At 47.7% G+C, this 18,528-nt stretch carries 14 protein-coding genes; 13 read left to right on the forward strand and 1 reads right to left on the reverse strand.

The genetic code is table 11. From position 1 onward, the window contains the following. Window positions 1–305 precede the first annotated feature (305 nt). From JET16_RS15690 to JET16_RS15710, 5 genes are all read left to right on the forward strand, one after another. Window positions 306–1,655: a polysaccharide deacetylase family protein gene (locus JET16_RS15690; protein ID WP_199617324.1), complete on the forward strand. Its 1,350-nt coding sequence runs from the start codon at window positions 306–308 to the stop codon at window positions 1,653–1,655. Between the two features lie 223 nt (window positions 1,656–1,878). Then, on the forward strand, window positions 1,879–3,588 hold the full coding sequence (locus tag JET16_RS15695) for an ATP-binding protein (protein WP_199617332.1): 1,710 nt from the start codon (window positions 1,879–1,881) through the stop codon (window positions 3,586–3,588). Window positions 3,589–3,648: 60 nt separating this feature from the next. Continuing rightward, window positions 3,649–4,599: a magnesium/cobalt transporter CorA gene (gene corA / locus JET16_RS15700; RefSeq protein WP_199617334.1), complete on the forward strand. Its 951-nt coding sequence runs from the start codon at window positions 3,649–3,651 to the stop codon at window positions 4,597–4,599. A 116-nt stretch (window positions 4,600–4,715) separates the two neighbouring features. Next, on the forward strand, window positions 4,716–5,480 hold the full coding sequence (locus JET16_RS15705) for a sugar phosphate isomerase/epimerase family protein (RefSeq protein ID WP_199617335.1): 765 nt from the start codon (window positions 4,716–4,718) through the stop codon (window positions 5,478–5,480). Window positions 5,481–5,523: 43 nt separating this feature from the next. Then, window positions 5,524–6,609, forward strand: coding sequence for a Gfo/Idh/MocA family protein (locus JET16_RS15710; RefSeq protein WP_199617336.1), 1,086 nt, complete (start codon window positions 5,524–5,526; stop codon window positions 6,607–6,609). A 56-nt stretch (window positions 6,610–6,665) separates the two neighbouring features. Here JET16_RS15710 and JET16_RS15715 read toward each other — a convergent pair whose 3' ends face one another. Next, a complete protein-coding gene (locus tag JET16_RS15715; protein WP_199617337.1) occupies window positions 6,666–7,487 on the reverse strand; it encodes an AraC family transcriptional regulator in 822 nt (273 codons plus the stop codon). A gap of 336 nt (window positions 7,488–7,823) precedes the next feature. Here JET16_RS15715 and JET16_RS15720 point away from each other — a divergent pair, with 336 nt between their 5' ends. The 8 genes from JET16_RS15720 to JET16_RS15755 all read left to right on the forward strand — a co-directional run bounded on the left by JET16_RS15720 (window position 7,824) and on the right by JET16_RS15755 (window position 18,525). Beyond that, the gene (locus JET16_RS15720; protein WP_199617338.1) at window positions 7,824–8,420 is read left to right on the forward strand and encodes a DUF5317 domain-containing protein; all 597 of its coding nucleotides are present in this window, start codon (window positions 7,824–7,826) and stop codon (window positions 8,418–8,420) included. 1,043 nt (window positions 8,421–9,463) lie between these two features. Further along, window positions 9,464–10,675, forward strand: coding sequence for a diguanylate cyclase (locus JET16_RS15725; RefSeq protein ID WP_233531680.1), 1,212 nt, complete (start codon window positions 9,464–9,466; stop codon window positions 10,673–10,675). Window positions 10,676–10,750: 75 nt separating this feature from the next. Further along, window positions 10,751–11,323, forward strand: a complete 573-nt coding sequence (locus JET16_RS15730; protein ID WP_199617339.1) for a Uma2 family endonuclease — start codon at window positions 10,751–10,753, stop codon at window positions 11,321–11,323. A 243-nt stretch (window positions 11,324–11,566) separates the two neighbouring features. Beyond that, window positions 11,567–12,895 carry an extracellular solute-binding protein gene (locus JET16_RS15735; RefSeq protein ID WP_199617341.1) on the forward strand — a complete coding sequence of 443 codons (1,329 nt, stop codon included), beginning with the start codon at window positions 11,567–11,569 and terminating at the stop codon, window positions 12,893–12,895. A gap of 93 nt (window positions 12,896–12,988) precedes the next feature. Continuing rightward, entirely contained in the window at window positions 12,989–13,948 is a 960-nt protein-coding gene (locus JET16_RS15740) for a carbohydrate ABC transporter permease (RefSeq protein WP_199617343.1), read from the forward strand. A 14-nt stretch (window positions 13,949–13,962) separates the two neighbouring features. After that, the gene (locus JET16_RS15745) at window positions 13,963–14,796 is read left to right on the forward strand and encodes a carbohydrate ABC transporter permease (RefSeq protein ID WP_233531682.1); all 834 of its coding nucleotides are present in this window, start codon (window positions 13,963–13,965) and stop codon (window positions 14,794–14,796) included. Between the two features lie 23 nt (window positions 14,797–14,819). After that, complete coding sequence (locus JET16_RS15750) at window positions 14,820–16,592, forward strand: glycoside hydrolase family 66 protein (RefSeq protein ID WP_199617345.1); 1,773 nt, start codon at window positions 14,820–14,822, stop codon at window positions 16,590–16,592. Window positions 16,593–16,725: 133 nt separating this feature from the next. After that, window positions 16,726–18,525 (forward strand): cache domain-containing sensor histidine kinase, encoded by a 1,800-nt coding sequence (locus JET16_RS15755; RefSeq protein WP_199617347.1) that lies wholly within the window; start codon window positions 16,726–16,728, stop codon window positions 18,523–18,525. Window positions 18,526–18,528: the final 3 nt, after the last annotated feature.

Here is an 18,528-nt window from a genome sequence, read left to right on the forward strand (position 1 = left end):
TTATCAATTCAAACTTGTTCTTTCTGATGTTATAAGGAACCCTTCATCGAAGTAAATACAAAGAAGCAAGACCGCGAATAAAGGAAGGGTTCCTTGAAACATCACAAAGGTTGTTTTATCAATTCAAACTTGTTCTTTCTGATGTTATAAGGAACCCTTCATCGAAGTAAATACAAAGAAGCAAGACCGCGAATAAAGGAAGGGTTCCTTGAAACATCACAAAGGTTGTTTTATCAATTCAAACTTGTTCTTTCTGATGTTATAATACAAAGATAGGGAGAGAAGACGGAATTAGGGGGAGAGCAATGGGAAACCTGCTGCTCTGGTTGTTTTATTTTTTTACGCTTTATGCGTTCCTTCCGGGGTTGGTCAGCGGAATGTTCGGGTTTCGGGTATTCAAGAGAGGACGGTCGCAATCGGACATATGCTTGACTTTCGATGACGGCCCGGATCCGGTGTATACGCCTCAATTACTGGATTTGTTGAAGCGTTACGATATCAAGGCCACGTTTTTTATTGTAGGCAAGCACGCCGAAGAACATCCTGACATAGTTCGCAGAATGCATCGCGAAGGACATGCGATAGGGATACATAACTATCGCCATAGATCCAACTGGCTGATGCGTCCTCAAACCGTAGTCAAACACGTTCGCCGCACAGCAAAGTTTATTGAGAGAGTAACCGGCGAGAAGGCTCAATTATACCGCCCGCCTTGGGGGATACTGAATTTATTCGACTACACCAGCCGCAACGATCTTCACATTGTTTTATGGTCCGTGATGGTCAACGATTGGAGAAGGTCCACCGGCGCGGACAAAATCCGAAACCGGATGCTCAAACGGTTAAAGGGCGGCCAAATATACTTGCTTCACGATTGCGGCAACACGTTCGGCGCTAACGCCGACGCACCGAAAAATATGATCGCCGCGCTTGAACAGTTTTTGCCGACCGCATTGGACAGAGGTTTCCGCTTTGTGCGAGTAGACGATTTAATGCAGGTGACCGCACGTATGGTAAAGAAGAAAATCGGTTGGGGTAAGCGATTGATAGTCGGCGCCTGGCTTGCCTGGGAGCGCTGTTTTCACGCGTTGTTCCGCTTGCAGCCGGCAAATCCGGAAGCGAATCGGAGCTTTTTGCATTTCCGGTTGACGGATTATCAAGGGGAAACGATCCGGTTGAATGAAGGCGAGACGCTTATGAAAGGCGATCGCGTCGTTGAGCTTCACATGGATAATGCATTATTATACGATCTAGGCAAAAAGTCGCGTTCACCGGTTCAATTGGCCATACAGCTCATTCGAGCGATGGAGCAAACGATGCCGCAGCTTGCTTCCATAATTTTGTCCCGAGCCGATGCGGCATCCATTAAAGCGGTCATGGGCATCACCATGGTTCACCGTGGAGTGGAGCAGTTCGGATTTACCGTGTCGGAACTGCCGAAGAGCTGGTTCGCTTCCGCTACCCGGCTGTATTTGCGAATCCTGCTCTCGGTTATTCATCCGAAAGGGGCGGAACGGCTCGGAGAACGTTCGGAGATGCTTGTGCCCAAACGGATCGCTATTTCAATGAAGGAAGTGTCCCGGCGCTATGGAGTCGCCCAAGTTACCGCATTAGAAACAGGACGGCCGGAAGCGACTGACGGACAACTGGCCTAATACGTCTTTAATAGGCGCTTTCGTCGGCAACGGCTTGTACCGCAAATGTAAATATGCGGTGCAAGCCGTTATTAATTCCGATTGCGATTGATGGAGTTTCGGATTCATAAGCCGTAATGCTTATTTAACATTATTGCAATTTGGTGGGGGAAGGAATTTTCCCGATGAAAGAGAATAATAGGTTACTGGCAAATTTTGACCGTTAGGAAGAAGGCGGTGCATCGTGTTACGTGAATTGTTCGTCAATGCGGCCATTCTGATTTGCGGCTTGTACATTGGCAGCCAATTGTTTCGTCATTCGATCGTTCCACAATCGCCAAGGTGGCCTCGTATATATTACGGATGTTTCTTGGGGCTAATCGGCTCAGTCCTCATCCATTTTCACGCGAATATCGGGGAACTGCCTATCGATTTTTCGATTGTTCTTGTTTTACTGGCATCGATATACTGCGGCTGGTCCGGATCCATTACAGCAGCTGTAGTTACCGGTTCGACGATAGCGACAATCGGCCAATTCACATCTCATGTTTCATTTAACGCTGTCATACCCCTCGTTACGGCTGTGATCGGTTGTTTGTTAGCCCAGTGGAATGTACACCGTTTCGTGCAATGGTCCGCTATGGTGCTCATCGCGTTCATCCTGCAAAGCTTGGCCGTCGTATTGCAAACCGACAATTATGAAAATCTTTGGACGTCTCTTCCTCTTTACGGTTTGTCCCTCGCATCCGTCGCTTTCGCTGCAGACACCTTCGTTCGTTACGACAACAGCCGCCGGATCTTAGCCACTGAAAATACATATTTAACGCAACACGATTTGTTAACGGGTTTGCTCAACTTCCAGACGTTTCAATCCAGGCTTCAGCAATTGCTGGCGAACAATCGGAATTTGCTGTTTGTATTGATCGATTGCGATGACGTCAAGTCGTTGAATACGGAGCAAGGATTTCATACGGTGGACGGAACGCTTAGGAACGTCGCGAATTTGCTCAGGGTTTGCTTCCCGGATGCGCTTATAATGGGGCGATACGGTTCGGACGAGTTCGCTGTAGTCATTCCCAAGAGCGAAGGGATTACGGAAGTGTTGCATGAGGCGCTGGAGCAACAGATCCCGAAACAAGCCGACATTCAACTGTCGTTCGGTTATGCCGTCTATCCGGATGAGGAGAAGGACCCCATCGCATTCGTTACCTTGGTGCAAAGACGATTGTTGGAATCAAAGCGGAGACTGTGGCTTCAGCGGGAGGCGCACTGGCTCCATAGCGAGAGGTTGAAGGCGGTCGGAGAGCTTGCCGCGGCGATGGCGCACGAGATCCGAAATCCGTTGACGACGGTGAAAGGCTTCCTCCAAGTTTCAAGAAAAAGCAATTACAACATAGCTTCTTATTACGATATCATCATGCATGAAATCAAGAGAATGAGCGAATTGACCGCGGAATTTCTGCAATTTTCCAAACCCGTCGTCCACTCGCCGAAGCTCATCCCCCTTCAGGATTGCGTTCTGGCAGGAATTCAACTTACCGAATCGGATATTACAAGCCACGGGCATCATCTGCATATCGTCGCGGAAGAAGAACCTCTTTATGCATGGTTGGATAAAGATAAGATGGTTCAGGTGCTCCTGAACGTGATCCGCAACGGAATCGAAGCGATGGATGAAAGCGGCGCATTGACGATAGCCGTTGCCCGCAGAGGCGAATACGGCATAATAGAGATCGCCGACACAGGCAGAGGCATACCTGAAAACCACCTGGATAGGTTATTCCAACCCTTCTTCTCTACCAAATCAAAGGGTACGGGCCTCGGGTTGTCGATTTGTCAGCGCATTGTGAGCGAACACGGCGGGTATATCTCGGTACGAAGCAAGGTCGGCGTCGGCACTTCCTTCACGATCCGGCTTCCTCTTGCGCCGGCGGAAGAACAATTCCTGACATAAACGGCCGGAATAAAGGATACCCTACTAGTGGGAAATTCAAGAAATTGCGAGGATACTGTTTTGATACAAACATGGGCTGTGACGGAGAAAGGTGAAATCCGGGAGAATGTGCCGCTCGACCGGCTTCAAACTCCCGAGTACAAATGGTACTGGGTCGATTTCGATCGACCGACCGAAGAAGAGATCAAATTGTTGGATTCTCATTTTCACTTTCATCCCCTGGCGGTGGAAGATTGCATGCATTTGCTGCAGCGCCCGAAACTGGATCATTACGACGACGTTCATTTTTTCGTACTGCATACGTTGAACGGTTCTACGCTTGTTGCCGATGAATTGGATCTCTTCTTATCGGGGAATTATTTGGTCACGTTTCATCTGAATTACATTGCGGAGCTTGATGACGCTCTTAAGAAGTGGTTGATGAGCCCTGAGGCGGCCTCGCAAGGGCCGGTTTTTGCGGCATACAACATAATAGATAAGATCGTGGACGGTTACTTCCCTACGGTTTTCCGCATAGAGGACGAATTGTTCGATTTGGAAGGCAACCGTTCGATGCGCGGCAACAACGAAATTATGGATCGCGTGTTCGAAGTTCGGGGCCAGCTGTTGAAGCTGCGGCGGACCGTATTTCCGATGAGGGAATTGTTGTACCGGATCGTGAATTCGGAGCGAATAAACGGGATGGGGCCGTTTCGCGCATATTTCACTGATATTTACGATCATTTGCTGAAGCTCTCGGACGTGATCGAATCGAACCGGGATATGACGGCGGACATTCGGGACAGCTATATTTCGTTGAATTCAGACCGGATGAATACGATTATGAAGACGTTGACCGTCATTACGACCATTTTCATGCCGCTGACCTTTATTGCAGGCGTTTACGGGATGAATTTTGCAGTAATGCCGGAATTGTCGTTGAAGTATGGGTATTACATCATACTTGCCGTAATGTTTTCGATAGGTGTAGGCATGTTCGCGTGGTTTAAGGGTAAAGGCTGGTTCGATTAGCAGTCATTTCAGCAAATTGATAGCCAAATTGTTCATGTTTTGCGATTTCGTGCATGTACTTTGAAAACGTTTTTTCGTAAGATGGGCTAAGAGTCGGACAAAAGGAGTTGAGTCTTGTGAGCAAAGCGAAAGTCGGATTGCAAATGTACACACTTCGGGACGAGACAGCGAAAGATTTTCTCGGAACATTGCGTGAAGTGGCGAAGTTGGGATATCAAGGAGTAGAATTCGCCGGTTACGGCGGAATGCCCGCGGCGGATCTTCGAGCGGAATTGGACGGCTTGGGCCTTGTTTCTTTGGGCAGCCACGTGCCGCTTGACCGGATGTTGGAAGCGGCGGAAGAGGAAATTGAGTTCAACCTGACGTTGGGCAGCAAATACCTTATTGTTCCGTGGTTGAACGAAAACCGTTATGCCGACGAAGCGGCCATCCGCGAAACAATCAAAGATTTGGAATCGATCGGCAAAAAGTGCGCGGAACGCGGGTTGGTTTTCTGTTATCACAATCACTCGTTCGAGCTGGAGAAATCCGTCGGCGGGCAAGTGATGCTGGATGCGATTTTCAGCGGAGTGTCGCCGGAATATTTATCCGTTGAACTTGATGCATGCTGGGTGCATAACGCCGGTGCGAACCCGATCGCTTATATCGAGAAATACAGCGGACGCATACCGTTGGTGCATTTCAAAGATTTGAACCGGGAAGGCGGCAATGTTCAGACGGTGGAGCTCGGCCGCGGAGAGGTCGATTTGATCGGCATTGCGAAAGCCGCTTCGGAAGCGGGGACGGAATGGTTGATCGTCGAGCAGGACAATTGCCAGAGTCCGCCGCTTGTAAGCGTCGGCAATTCAATCGAATGGATGAGACAACAAGGACTGAGATAATAAAAGCAATAGTGAACAATTGTAAACGGGGAGGAGTTTTGAAATGGCGAAGGATATGGTAAGAGTAGGTATTGTGGGCTGCGGCGGCATCGCTTTTGGAAAACATATGCCAAGCCTCGCCAAGTTAAAGAACGTGGAGATGGTCGCTTTTGCCGACATCGAAGCGGACCGCGCCGAGAAAGCGGCGGCTCAATACGGCGCCGAGGGAGCGAAAACATACACGGACTACCGCAAGCTTCTCGAAGACAAGTCGATCGACGTTGTGCATGTTTGCACGCCGAACGACTCGCACGCGGATATTACGGTGAATGCGTTAGAGGCCGGTAAACACGTCATGTGCGAGAAGCCGATGGCCAAGACGGCGGAAGGCGCCCGAAAAATGGTGGAAGCGGCGAAGCGGACAGGAAAGAAATTGACGATCGGGTATAACAACCGGTTCCGTAAAGACAGCCAGTACTTGAAGCAGGTATGCGACAGCGGCGAGCTTGGCGAAATTTATTTGGCCAAGGCGCTGGCGATTCGCCGCCGCGCCGTACCGACCTGGGGCGTGTTTTTGGATTTGGAGAAGCAAGGCGGCGGACCGTTGATCGACATCGGCACTCACGCCCTTGATTTGACTCTATGGATGATGAACAACTATGAACCGCGCAGCGTTGTGGGGAACGTATACCATAAGCTGGGCAGCCGGGAAAACGCAGCCAACGCATGGGGACCGTGGGATCCGGAGAAGTTTAAAGTGGAGGACTCCGCATTCGGATTTATTACGATGAAGAACGGCGCGACCATAATTCTGGAATCCAGTTGGGCGTTAAATACGCTGCAGATCGGCGAAGCGAAGTGCGTGCTTTGCGGCACGGAAGGCGGCGCGGATATGGAGAACGGATTGCGGTTGAACGGCGAGCGTTACAGCCGTCTGTTCGTCAACGAAGTGGATCTTAAGGCCGGCGGGGTTGCTTTCTATGAAGGAAAAGCGGAATCCGACGCCGAATTGGAAGCGAGATTGTGGATCGACAGCATCGTTAACGATACCGAGCCTGTGGTCAAACCGGAACAGGCGCTAGTGGTGACTCAAATCTTGGAAGCAATCTACGAATCCGCAAATACTGGCAAACCGATATTTTTCGACTAATATTTTTAAGAAAATCGAAAGCTCGAGATCGGAAATTCTTTTGATCTCGAGCTTTATTATTCCTTTGCGGAGCGATAATCCCGCGGAGACGAGCCGTATTTTTCTTTAAAACGACGGTGGAAGTACGAATAGCTTCCGAATCCCGAAGTTTCGGCTACTTGTTCAAGCGTTAACGGACTGTACAGCATACGTTCCAAAGCAACCTCGAGACGAATGTCCATGGCATGCTGCATGATGCTTTTACCGAACATCTCCTTGTACAGATGCACCGCACGGGATACGCTTAGTCCGACATGATCCGCTACATCGGAGACGGTAAACGACGAAAGCGCGTGCTCTTCCACAAATGTTTTCATGCGGATCGCGGGGATCGACCGGTTGTCCGACGGCGTTTTCCCGTAGATGGCAATAAAGCGTTCGATTTGCAAACAAAGCACCTTCATCAGGTGTTCGCTAATTTGCAAACCGATACCGTCGCCTTTGCGCCGCTCCGCTACGATATTGCGAAAGTGGGGGAGCCAATGATTGTGCAGGGACACTTTCAGTTTTTGCGGAGGATGATTGCGCCCCCACCACCGGTCGAGCCAATCGCCGCGGCAAAAGATAAAATAATCGCCGCTTGACGCTTTTGTTTCCTTCGGTTCATCTTTCGATCTGAAACTCTCTTCTATCAATAGTTCATACGGATCGGAAGGTTTAAAGAGCTGCAGGTCGCCGGGTTCGATTTCGGTCAACTTGCCGTTTATCAATACTTTGCACTTTCCTTCGCTTTGAAGTCGGAACAAGTATTGCTTCAAGCCTTCTCTTGCGGAAGAGTGAAATGGTTTAGTATGATAAGAATATCCTGCGGATAAAACCTCAATATCTTGTTGTTTCATGAGAACTATCCTCCTATTGACCATACATATTGTAACAAATAATTTCATAGAGCAGCGAAGATTTTTAGCAGCCTTCAATCCCCGCTAATTTCTCGACTTAGGAGAGGCAACCCTTTGACGGGTTGCTTTTTTAACATCAGGCGCACGACCTGCAAATTGCAAAGATGGCAAGTCATCGATTTAAAGCGTTAATTCGATATAGCAAAATAATTAATAATAAATTTTTACTGTTTATGAAAAATATACTAGACAAGTATAATTATTCATGTTAATATAAAAACAACGTTAAGGACAAACATCGACAAACATAGACAAACTTCTAAGCGGTGAAACGACATGGTTTATGACGGCATTGTGATAGGATTGGTCGTCGGACTGATCAGAAGCGGTTTTTTTCAAGGCCTCCGAGGTTTGTCTCAGCTTAAACTGGTTGCCGGCTGGATTTTTCCTCTACTGTTGATCTTGCAATTCATAGTATTTTTCTTGCAAGGTCGATATGAGGTTGTTACTCAGTATAGTGGTTACTTCTTCATGGCGGTATATGTTGCAGGACTCATATTCTTGTTCCTCAATCGAGAGAATAGCGGATTCAAGCTAATTTTTACAGGAGTGTTTCTTAACTTTCTTGTAATGGCATTGAATGGTGGTGTGATGCCGGTATCCATTGAAGCGGCTGAGGTGCTTGGAGGGAATTTTGTAGCGGAGCTTCAAAACAACGATGTTATTTACAAACATGCAATGCTTCGGGAAGATACGTTATTACCGTTTCTAGGGGATATCATCCCGTTAACTTCACCGTATCCTAGGCAACAAGTCATAAGCATCGGTGACATTGTTATGAATATTGGCATATATGTTTTTCTGCAGAGTGTAATGGTGCATTCAAAGCATAACAACAAGGAATCACTTCAAAAGAGCTCCGAAGCATCCTAAAAAAGTATAATAAAGAATTTAAATATTATAGAGGAGGAACCTCTTATGAAAAAACGTTTAGAAGGTATTCAGTTCAGCAAGTTGGTTTTCAACGCGATCATTGTAGCATCTGTAATTGTAGCTTTGACTTCCGGATATCAAATTGACTAATTATTAAATATTTAAGGAGGAAATATTATTATGAAGAAAATGTTAGAAGGCGTTCAGTTCGGGAAACTCTTCATTAATGTGATAATCGTTGCTTCCGTAATTATAGCTTTGACTTCTGGATATCAAATTGACTAATTGAATAATCAAAAAACGCCGGAGTTTCCGGCGTTTTTTTTTTCTCACTATAAATTTGGGGATCATTTTAGTATAATTAAAGAAATAGAAGGTCCTCTTAGGAGGGAGAAATCAGTGTGAAATGGCATAGCGCAGCTAAATTAGCAGTTCCACAAAATTTGTATATATTCTTATTATCTCTAGCCGGAATTTCATGCTTTATTTTTTATTATCAGTTTCCTGTTAGGGAGCTGGAGGAGTGGGTACTCCTCTATTCTTTAATTGCGGCAATTGTCACACTGAACCATTTAACGTTTCAGCTTCCACCTAGCGGAACGAAACAATCTATGGATTCAGCTGTAATATTGGCGACAATGTTTGTTTACGGTGTCAATATGACCCTATACTGTTTATTACTTAGTTATATCGTTTATTATCTATTAAATCGAAAGAAAGCTTATTGGAAACATCTGGCCAACTTTTCCATGTACTCCATAATGATATTTATTTCTTGGAATACATTCTCACTGTTAGGTGGACAAGTGGGTATATTGAATCCTCAAAACATATATACTTATGCAGTTTGTCTAAGCCTTTACTTCACAGTGAATACGTTTTTAATAAGTATTTATAGTTATTTTCTAACAAAGAACAAATACTACTCTATTTTGAATGGAATGATTAAAGAGTCTCTTTCGGCTTACTTAAGTACCCTTTTGTTATCTCTTGTGCTTACGATTCTCATCAAAAACAACGGTTTATTTGGATTATTTCTGTTTATGTGTATTTCGGTGCTGATCTCCAAATCATTCCGATTGTTGTTCGAACTTTACAGTGGTGTTGCCGAACGGGCCATCAAAGACCAAAGAACCGGGCTTTTCAACCACGGATACTTTGAAGAAGAGCTGGAAAAGCAATTGCAGCAAAGCAAAAGGGATCATTCAACATTTTCTCTCGGGATGCTTGATCTTGATGATTTCAAAAAATATAACGATACATATGGACATCTACAAGGAGACTTGCTGCTCGAATTTTTCGGGAACTTGATAAAGGAATATTGCGAGAAAGACGGCTTTGTCGTTGCGCGTTACGGCGGAGAAGAATTCACTATTATTTTGCCAGGTGCTTCAGCGGACGATGCTTTTACATATATTAACAAACTGCGAAAGACGGTAAACGACACTTACTTTGATGGAGTCGAATTATTCCCTCATGGGTGCTTGTCGTTCTCGGCGGGTGTCGTCGAGTATTCCAAGGATATTTACGACAAAAATCAATTGATCGACCGGGCGGACCAAGCGCTTTATTATGCGAAAGCCCAGGGAAAAAACAACGTCCATATATACAACGATAATTCGCTGCTTCAAAGAACGATCGACATTGAACAAGATTTGCGCGAAATCGAGCAGCAATTGAGCATCTTCCTTTCGAAAGACGTCTACACATTCCAGCACAGCAAACGGGTGTACCGCTATGCGGTAGAGATGTGCGACATGCTCCCTCTTACCGATGCGGAGAAGAAGACGCTCGTTCTCGGTGCGTTGATCCATGATATCGGCAAGCTGGAAATACCGCGCGATGTGTTGAATAAGAAAGGGAAGCTAACGACAGACGAGTGGGAAATGGTGAAGAAACACGTTCTTTGGGGGAAAGAGATCGCATCCACCAACGATAAATTCAAGGAGCTTCTTCCGCTTATCGAACTGCATCACGAACGTTTCGACGGGACCGGGTATCCCCGCAATTTGAAGGGGGAGGAAATTCCGAAGCTCGCCCGCATCCTCTGTATTCTCGATTCGTTCGATGCGATGACGACGGAGCGGCCGTACCAAAAAACGAAGACGTTCGAAGAAGCGGTTGTGGAGCTGCGAACACATGCCGGAAAACAGTTCGACCCTCAATTTATCGAGCCGTTTATTTCAATCATCCAGAACAAACAAGCGGAAGATTTCGACGAGTCTCAAAAGGCGAATCAACATGCAGCCGGTTAACAAAGCGAAACACCTCTCTACATCGAAACGATGAAAGGAGGTGTTTCATTATAATGTCGACAGGAGGTGCGCATTATGAAGAAAAAGGATAAGCCGCCAACAAAGATGCAGGAGCAAACCGCAAATTATGACTTTGAACGATTTGAAATTATTGATGGGATACGCTATGACCTTAAGCCATCTCCAAAGGTTGATCACCAACTAATTTTGCCGGAACTTTATACCGCTCTACGGTCAACCTGTCATCAGAATGGAGTTATACTGCTTGCACCAATGGACGTAACACTGGATGAAAACAATATCGTTCAACCCGATCTTATATATATTACAAACGAAAACATAGATATTATTAAAAACAACCGGATTGAAGGAACGCCCAATTTATTGGCTGAAGTGCTGTCTCCCAGCACAGGAAGCAGGGATAAAATCACAAAACGCGCACTTTATGCAAGATTTGGTGTACAGGAGTATTGGGTGGTAGACCCTGTCACTTATACGCTTGATCAGTTCGTACTGGATGACGACCGGTACCGTTTGTTGGAAACGTATGGAGTAGATGACAGGCTTACCTCACCGAATTTTTCATGTATAGCGGTCGATATCGCGAGCTTGTTCGCAACGGCGAATCGATTCCGCACAGAGGATTGACGATCGCGGAATTAATTAAAAAGTAACTTATCCCTCCAGGACATCCCGGCATTGCCGGGGTGTTCTTTTTTACGTTGCGGCAGGAAAATAAGACACCGTTCACAAAAAAATCGTAAGCATTAGCTGCGATTGTTGAACGGAATCGATAAATACGACACCTTTTTCAGTATGAAAACGGTTACCGAACATCCGGCCTCGATTCATAATTATGTTGTATTCAAAATTTCGAGAGGGGATATAAAGATGCAGACTTTGAGAAAAACACCGATTGGCATCCTGATGTTAATACTGGTCTTCACGCTTGCGGCATGCGGCGGCGCCTCTAACATCGGAGATTCCGGAAACGGTGAAGCTTCGGAGGGAACGGCATCCGCCGGAAATACAGATGCAGCGAAACAAAAAGCAACGATCGAGTACTGGCACACTTATAGCGACTCGGAAGAGAAGGTGCTTGTAGAACAAGTAAAGCCCGCATTCGAGAAAGCATATCCGAATATCGAATTGAAATTGACCCGGATGCCGTATGAGGGATTAAAGCAGCAGGTGATTGCGGGCGTGGCCGGCGATGCGGCTCCGGACTTGATGCGCATGGATATCGTATGGGTTCCGGAATTCGCTTCTCAAGGCGCTTTGAAAAACTTAGCTGAAATGCCCGGTTTCGACGAGGTGGAGAACAGCGTATTCGAAGGGCCGATGGCAACCAATACATTTGACGGCGGCTATTATGGAGTACCGCTCAACACCAACACGAAAATCGCGATTTACAATAAAGCGACATTGGAAGAAGCAGGATTGACGGAAGCGCCGAAGACGATGGACGAACTCGTCAAAGCTGCCGAAACGTTGAAAAGCAAAGGCAAGTACGGAATCGGCGTTTCCGGAATGCACGCTTGGGGATTGGGGCCGTGGTTTTGGAGCCTTGGCGGCAAAATCACGAACGATGACTATACCAAAGTCGAAGGGTTCCTCAACAGCCCGGAAAGCGTGACAGCGCTGGAAACTATCGTGGATTGGAACAAAAGAGGTTTGGTCGTTCCCGTGCTGCTTGGCGGCGAGCCGGGAATGTGGGACGGGTTAAAGAGCGGGGAATATTTGATGGCCGACGACGGCCCTTGGTTCTACAGCATACTAAATAGCGAGACGGAAAAACAAAACAGCGGCTTTGATCCGATGACTCAAACGGTACGCGGATTGATTCCGGAAGGACCGGGCGGCAGCCGTTCCGTCATCGGCGGAGAAAACTTGGTCATCTTCGCAAACTCGAAGCATCCGGAAGAGGCGTGGACGTTCGCGCAATGGATGTTGACGGAAGAACCGCAGAAAATGATGGCGCAAGTCGGGCTTATTCCGACAAATAAAGAGGCGGCGGAAGCGATGAAAGAGATGAATATCCCGTTTATCGACGAATATGTGAAACAGCTCGAAACCGCGCTGCCGCGCACTCCGTTACCGCAATGGGGCGAGATGGAAACGATCTTCAATCTGGCTTTTGAAAAAGCGATCCGCGGCGAGCAAAAACCGAAGGAAGCGCTTGACGAAGCGGCGAAACAAATCGAGGCCATTCTTAAATAAGACTCAGCCTCCGGCTTGGCTATCCGCTACTTCACCGATCCGATTGCTTTCGGTGAAGTAGCTTTCATTTCGATAGAAGGGAGGATGCGTGATATGTCCAATGCAGTGATGTTGTCCGGCGGCGATGCGAATCTGAAACCAAAGAAGAGCAAGTTTGCCGTCGGAATGAAGCAATGGCTGGCCGTCTTGCCTTTCGTGGCGCTCGGTTTTGCGGGTACGGCGGTTTTCGTCATCTACCCGATGATTAAAAACATCATGATCAGCTTTCAGGACTTCAGCATTATGCCGAACGCAAAGAATACGTGGGTCGGGTTCGACAACTATGTGAAGGTGTTTCAAGATCCGAACGGCAAATTTCTGATTGCGCTGCGCAATACGTTTCTTAACGTTGCGGCCACAGTGCCCTTCAACTGGTTTTTGGCGATATTTTTTGCCGTGTTGATAAATGCAAAATTCGTAAAGTATAAAATCGCTTTTCGAACGATCTACTACTTGCCGATCGTCACGTCATGGATCATCGTTGCGCTTCTGTTCAAATATTTGTTCGCTGACGGGGACGGCGGCTTTGTCAATTACATGTTGCACAAGCAGTTGGGTATTTTGCCGGAAGCCGTCTCTTGGAGAAGCAACTATTGGTCGGCGATGATCATGATTTGGCTGTTCCATATTTGGAAAACCGTCGGTTGGGGCGTCGTCATTTATTTGGCAGCGCTGCAGGGCATCCCGAAAGATCTTTATGAAGCGGCGGACATCGACGGGGCCGGAGCAGTGCAGAGGTTTTGGCAAATTACAATTCCTGTGTTGAGACCGATCACGATCTTCGTGATCATCAATCTGGTGAACGGAGCGTTCGGTTTCTTCCCACAAGTGTACTTCATTACGAAAGGCGGTCCGATGGACCAAACACAGGTCATACCGAGCTTGATATATACGCAGGCTTTCGAGCATATGAAATTCGGGCCGGCTTCCGCGATGGGCTTTATGATGGGAATCATGGTGTTTGTTCTCACCTATTCGCAGATGAAGAAAATAGGAAGACAGAGAATGTTCTAGGAAGGAGATGCCATATGAACACTTCGATGCCAGGAAAAATCGCGGTATACGTTATTATCGTCCTAGGCGCCCTTCTGTTTGTATTTCCATTCATTTATATGATCTTGACCACGTTTTTTCTGGGTACGAACACGTTGCCGAAACCGCATGAAGTGTTTTCGGTTACGCCGAACTTTGCAAACTACGTCACCGTCTGGAACAAAAACAATTTCGTAAATTATTTCATGAACAGCGTGATCGTCACTTCCGTCGCGATGGCCGGCTCCTTGTTTCTCGGCGCGTTGACGGCGTACGGTTTCGCACGCTTCGCTTTTCCGGGGAAAGAATTCATCTTCCGTCTCTTCCTGCTGACGATGATGATACCGGCCGTCATCAACATTATACCGACGTTCGTCATTGTGAAGGATCTCGGACTTGTAAATACGTACTCCGGCCTGTGGCTCGTATATATCGCTGGAGGCGTGGTCGGAAACGTCTTCTTTCTTAGGGGGTTCTTCGAAAGCATACCGAAGGAATTGGAGGAATCCGTACTGATGGACGGCGGCGGAAACTGGCGAATATTTTGGAACATTTACCTTCCGCAATCCCTGCCGGCCATGGGTACGCTTGCGATATTCATTTTCCAAGGAACATGGGAAGAGTATTTCCTCGCCCTGACGTTAATTAAGAGCGAAGCGCTTCGCACGCTGCCGATTGCGATTATGATGTTCAACGATAAATACGCGACCAACTACGGGCAAATTTTTGCCGCTTCCATGATCGCCTTGCTGCCGGTCATCCTGATCTACGTCACGTTCCAGAAGAAATTCGTGCAATCCGGCTTCAATGAAGGCGGAGTGAAAGGGTAAAGCTCATAGAGGTGAAAAACGATATGACAAGCCATTGGAGAAGGGCGGCGGTGGCAGCTGCGGCGGCGATGCTTGCTCTGACCGCTACGGCATGCTTCAATAACGATCCGATTCGACCGCAAGATGCCGGAGACGGCGATTTGTTCGGAGCGGTTGCAACGGATAAATCCCGGTACAATCCGGGTGATAGCGTCCGCTATAAGGTGAAGATGAACGCAGGCGATGGGAAAGGGACGCTGGTCGTACGGTACAAACAGCTGAATCGTACCGTCGATGAAACGGAAATCGAATGGAACGGGGCTCCGGAGATCGAATGGGAATGGTTGCCGCCGGCGGAAGATTATACGGGTTACATGACAGAGATGTTTATAAAGCAAGGAGACGACATCGCCGATCATACGAACATTGCGGTGGATGTGTCGTCGGATTGGGGGAAATTCCCGCGTTACGGTTATTTGGCCGACTTCATGGCAATGGAGCGATCTGAGCGGGAAGCCGTCATCGAGCGGCTGAACCGGTTCCATATCAACGGCATCCAATTCTACGATTGGCAATGGAAACACCATATTCCGTTAAAGACGGAGTCCGGTAAGCCAACCGCATCATGGCCGGATATCGCGAAGCGCGAAGTATCATTCGAGACGGTAAAAAGCTATATTGATTTGGCCCATGACAAAAATATGAAAGCGATGAACTATAATCTGCTTTTCGGCGCCTATGAAGATGCGGAACAAGACGGGGTAAAGAAAGAGTGGGGATTGTTTTCAGATCCTCTCCACAAAAACCAGGACCGGCATCCGCTTCCCGATTCCTGGGCAAGCGATATTTTCCTGATGGATCCGTCCAATCCGGAGTGGCAAAATTATTTGTTTGAAAAAGAAAAAGAGACGTTCCGGCACTTGCCGTTCGACGGTTGGCACGTGGACCAACTGGGAGACAGGGGGGCGCGTTGGAACTATGACGGAAAGAGCGTTAACTTGGCCGCAGCGTATGCGCCATTTCTTAAAGCGGCCAAAAGCGCCATTGACGTCGACTATGTGATGAATGCGGTCGGCCAATACGGGCAGGCGTTTATCGCCTCGCAGGCTCCGGCGAAGTTTCTATATACGGAAGTGTGGAACGGACATCCGCAATACAAGAACTTGAAACAGATTGTCGATCAAAACTTGAGGTATAGCAAAGGCAAACTCAATACCGTGTTTGCCGCATATATGAACTATAATCATTCCAATTCGCAAGGCGAATTTAATGCCCCGGGCGTATTATTGACCGATGCCGTGATATTCGCTTCAGGAGGTTCGCATCTCGAGCTTGGAGAGAACATGCTGTCCAAAGAATATTTCCCCCATAAGAACTTAACGATAACGCCGGAGTTGGAGCGGCAGCTGATTCGATACTACGACTTTTTGACGGCTTACCAAAATATTCTTCGAGACGAGGTTCAGGAAGCCGAATTGGAAGTGAAGGCCGTGAGCGGAGCGGAGAAAGGCAAGGTGTGGATGTTCGCCAAGCAAAAAGAGAACATGGACATCATGCATCTCATCAATTTTACGGATGCGGGCCACATGCTGTGGAATGACACCGATGCAACGCAGACGGAGCCGCAGATAAAACAAAACGTGAAGCTTTCGCTAAAGACGGACCGGATAGCGGGCAACGTCTGGATGGCTTCTCCGGATTTTTACGGCGGATCGGCGACCGATCTTAATTTTACGCAAAAAAACGGCATTCTTGATATAACCGTCCCCCACTTGCATTATTGGGATGTGATCGTCATTGATTACGAAGACAATTAGCGGGAATGGACTTCCGGCGCCGGTTTTAAAGACGTCTCATAGAGGCGTCTTTCGCGTTGAGTAGGATTTCCAGTAAATCCCACGCCGCGATTCAAGCCGAAGCGTAGTAAACTGAGAAGGGGGGGAGGTCGCGATGCAAAAAACGATAAAATGGAACAACAGTTTCGCCGTAAGGATGATTCTAGCATTCGTCATCGTTATCCTGATCCCCGCATTGTTCACTAGCGCTTCGTTCTATGTGGTGTCCAACAATACCGTGAAAAATAATGTCAGAGAATCGTCCGTGCAAATAGCGAAGCAAGCCGCCGATTCGTTGTCGTTCATACTGAGTGCCGGAAGCGATGTGTCCGACTTGATTTACAGCGATCTCCGCATTCAGAAAGTAGTTTCGGACGAAGGCTTGGCGAAAGCGAATTTGAAAGAATGGAGAGAGAACGAGGACTATTTGAAAGGCGTATTAAATAACATCGTATACTCCAGTTCTTCCGTCAACATGCTATATGTTCTGAAAGATACGGAGAACGGTTGGGGGAGCGGGACATTTTCCAAGGTGAAGCTGGCGCGGTACAAGCTGGATACGCTCGATTGGGCGCGGGAAGCGCGGAGGATGGACGGGGGACTCGTTTGGTTGGGGCTGACGGCGGACCGGTTCAGCGGCGGGGGAGACGATACGGAGCTGGTGCTTCCGATCGCCAGAGTTCTAAAGGATTTCGACACGATGGAGAACATCGGTTATATACTCGTAAATTTGAACGGGAGAAAAATTATCGAGAAAATCCGGCAAATGAAGCTCGGGGAATCGGGCCGGTTCTTTGTGGTAAACGAGGATGGCCGAATTATGATCGATGCGGAACCGTCATTGATCAATACGATTGTCCCCAATAAGGAACTGCGAGGTCATATTACGGGAAACGATTTCGTCGAGTTCGAATTCAAGCAAGGAGATGTGCCTTACTATGGAGTGAAGCAGCGCTTAAGCAACGGCTGGCTCATTGTCGGCATCGTGCCGGTGCATGAGATCACCAACAAATTGGACGCGCTGCACCATAATATTGTTATGTCGTTCGCCGCGTTTACATTGGTCGGCATATTGATCGGGCTCGTGCTCGCGAATCGCGTTACACGGCCGATCAAGCAGCTGACGCAGCAAATGCGGCTGGTTCAACAAGGCGACCTGACCGTACGCACGAACGTGCATTCCAACGACGAGCTGGGATTGATGAGCATCCAATTCAACCGCATGATCGTTGAAATCAACCGGTTGATGGACCAAGTGAAGCTTGAGCAGCAGCAGAAACAGGACGCCGAGCTGCGAGCGGTGACACATCGAATCAATCCGCACTTCTTGTTCAATACGTTAAGCACTCTGCGATGGTTGATCAAATACGATCAATCGGTCAAAGCGTACGACGGCATCTCCGCGCTTATCCGGTTGTTGGAAGCGAATATGGGGAAAAAGAGCAATTTCATTACGGTTGAAGAAGAACTCGAAATTATAGAAAAGTATTTGGCGATTCTCGAGCTTCGGTACAGCAAGAAGTTCGTGATGCAGGTGGAGCTTGATGCGAATGCCGCGCAGTTTGTTATCCCGCGCATGCTGATTCAGCCGCTCGTCGAGAATTCGATCTTTCACGGAATCGTTCCGAAGGGGACGGACGGTGAAATCCATATTCATGCAAAATCGAGCGGCGGTACCGTCTTCATCACGGTGCGGGATAACGGAATAGGTATGCAGCCGGGCAATCAGCTGTTGGAAAGGACGTTGGAAGAAGCGGTCTCGTCCGGGAATACCGGAATCGGCTTGCGACACGTGCATGAAAGCATCAGGTTATATTACGGGAGAGGTTCGGAGGCGTCGATTTGCAGCCGGCCGGATGAAGGTACTACCGCGACAATTGTTCTATACCTTAAACCAGAGCGGACGGGAGAGTGAGGA

The sequence above is a fragment of the Paenibacillus alkalitolerans genome (assembly GCF_016482785.1).
Classification (GTDB): Bacteria; Bacillota; Bacilli; order Paenibacillales; family YIM-B00363; genus Paenibacillus_AE; species Paenibacillus_AE alkalitolerans.

Bases quoted from the DNA above. Each gene is read 5' to 3' on its own strand.
- JET16_RS15730 (WP_199617339.1), top strand. From the start codon at position 10,751: ATGAAGAAAAAGGATAAGCCGCCAACAAAGATGCAGGAGCAAACCGCA.
- JET16_RS15735 (WP_199617341.1), top strand. From the start codon at position 11,567: ATGCAGACTTTGAGAAAAACACCGATTGGCATCCTGATGTTAATACTG.
- JET16_RS15750 (WP_199617345.1), top strand. From the start codon at position 14,820: ATGACAAGCCATTGGAGAAGGGCGGCGGTGGCAGCTGCGGCGGCGATG.
- JET16_RS15725 (WP_233531680.1), top strand. From the start codon at position 9,464: ATGTGTATTTCGGTGCTGATCTCCAAATCATTCCGATTGTTGTTCGAA.
- JET16_RS15740 (WP_199617343.1), top strand. From the start codon at position 12,989: ATGTCCAATGCAGTGATGTTGTCCGGCGGCGATGCGAATCTGAAACCA.
- JET16_RS15745 (WP_233531682.1), top strand. From the start codon at position 13,963: ATGAACACTTCGATGCCAGGAAAAATCGCGGTATACGTTATTATCGTC.
- JET16_RS15715 (WP_199617337.1), bottom strand. From the start codon at position 7,487: ATGAAACAACAAGATATTGAGGTTTTATCCGCAGGATATTCTTATCAT.
- JET16_RS15690 (WP_199617324.1), top strand. From the start codon at position 306: ATGGGAAACCTGCTGCTCTGGTTGTTTTATTTTTTTACGCTTTATGCG.
- JET16_RS15755 (WP_199617347.1), top strand. From the start codon at position 16,726: ATGCAAAAAACGATAAAATGGAACAACAGTTTCGCCGTAAGGATGATT.
- JET16_RS15720 (WP_199617338.1), top strand. From the start codon at position 7,824: ATGGTTTATGACGGCATTGTGATAGGATTGGTCGTCGGACTGATCAGA.
- JET16_RS15710 (WP_199617336.1), top strand. From the start codon at position 5,524: ATGGCGAAGGATATGGTAAGAGTAGGTATTGTGGGCTGCGGCGGCATC.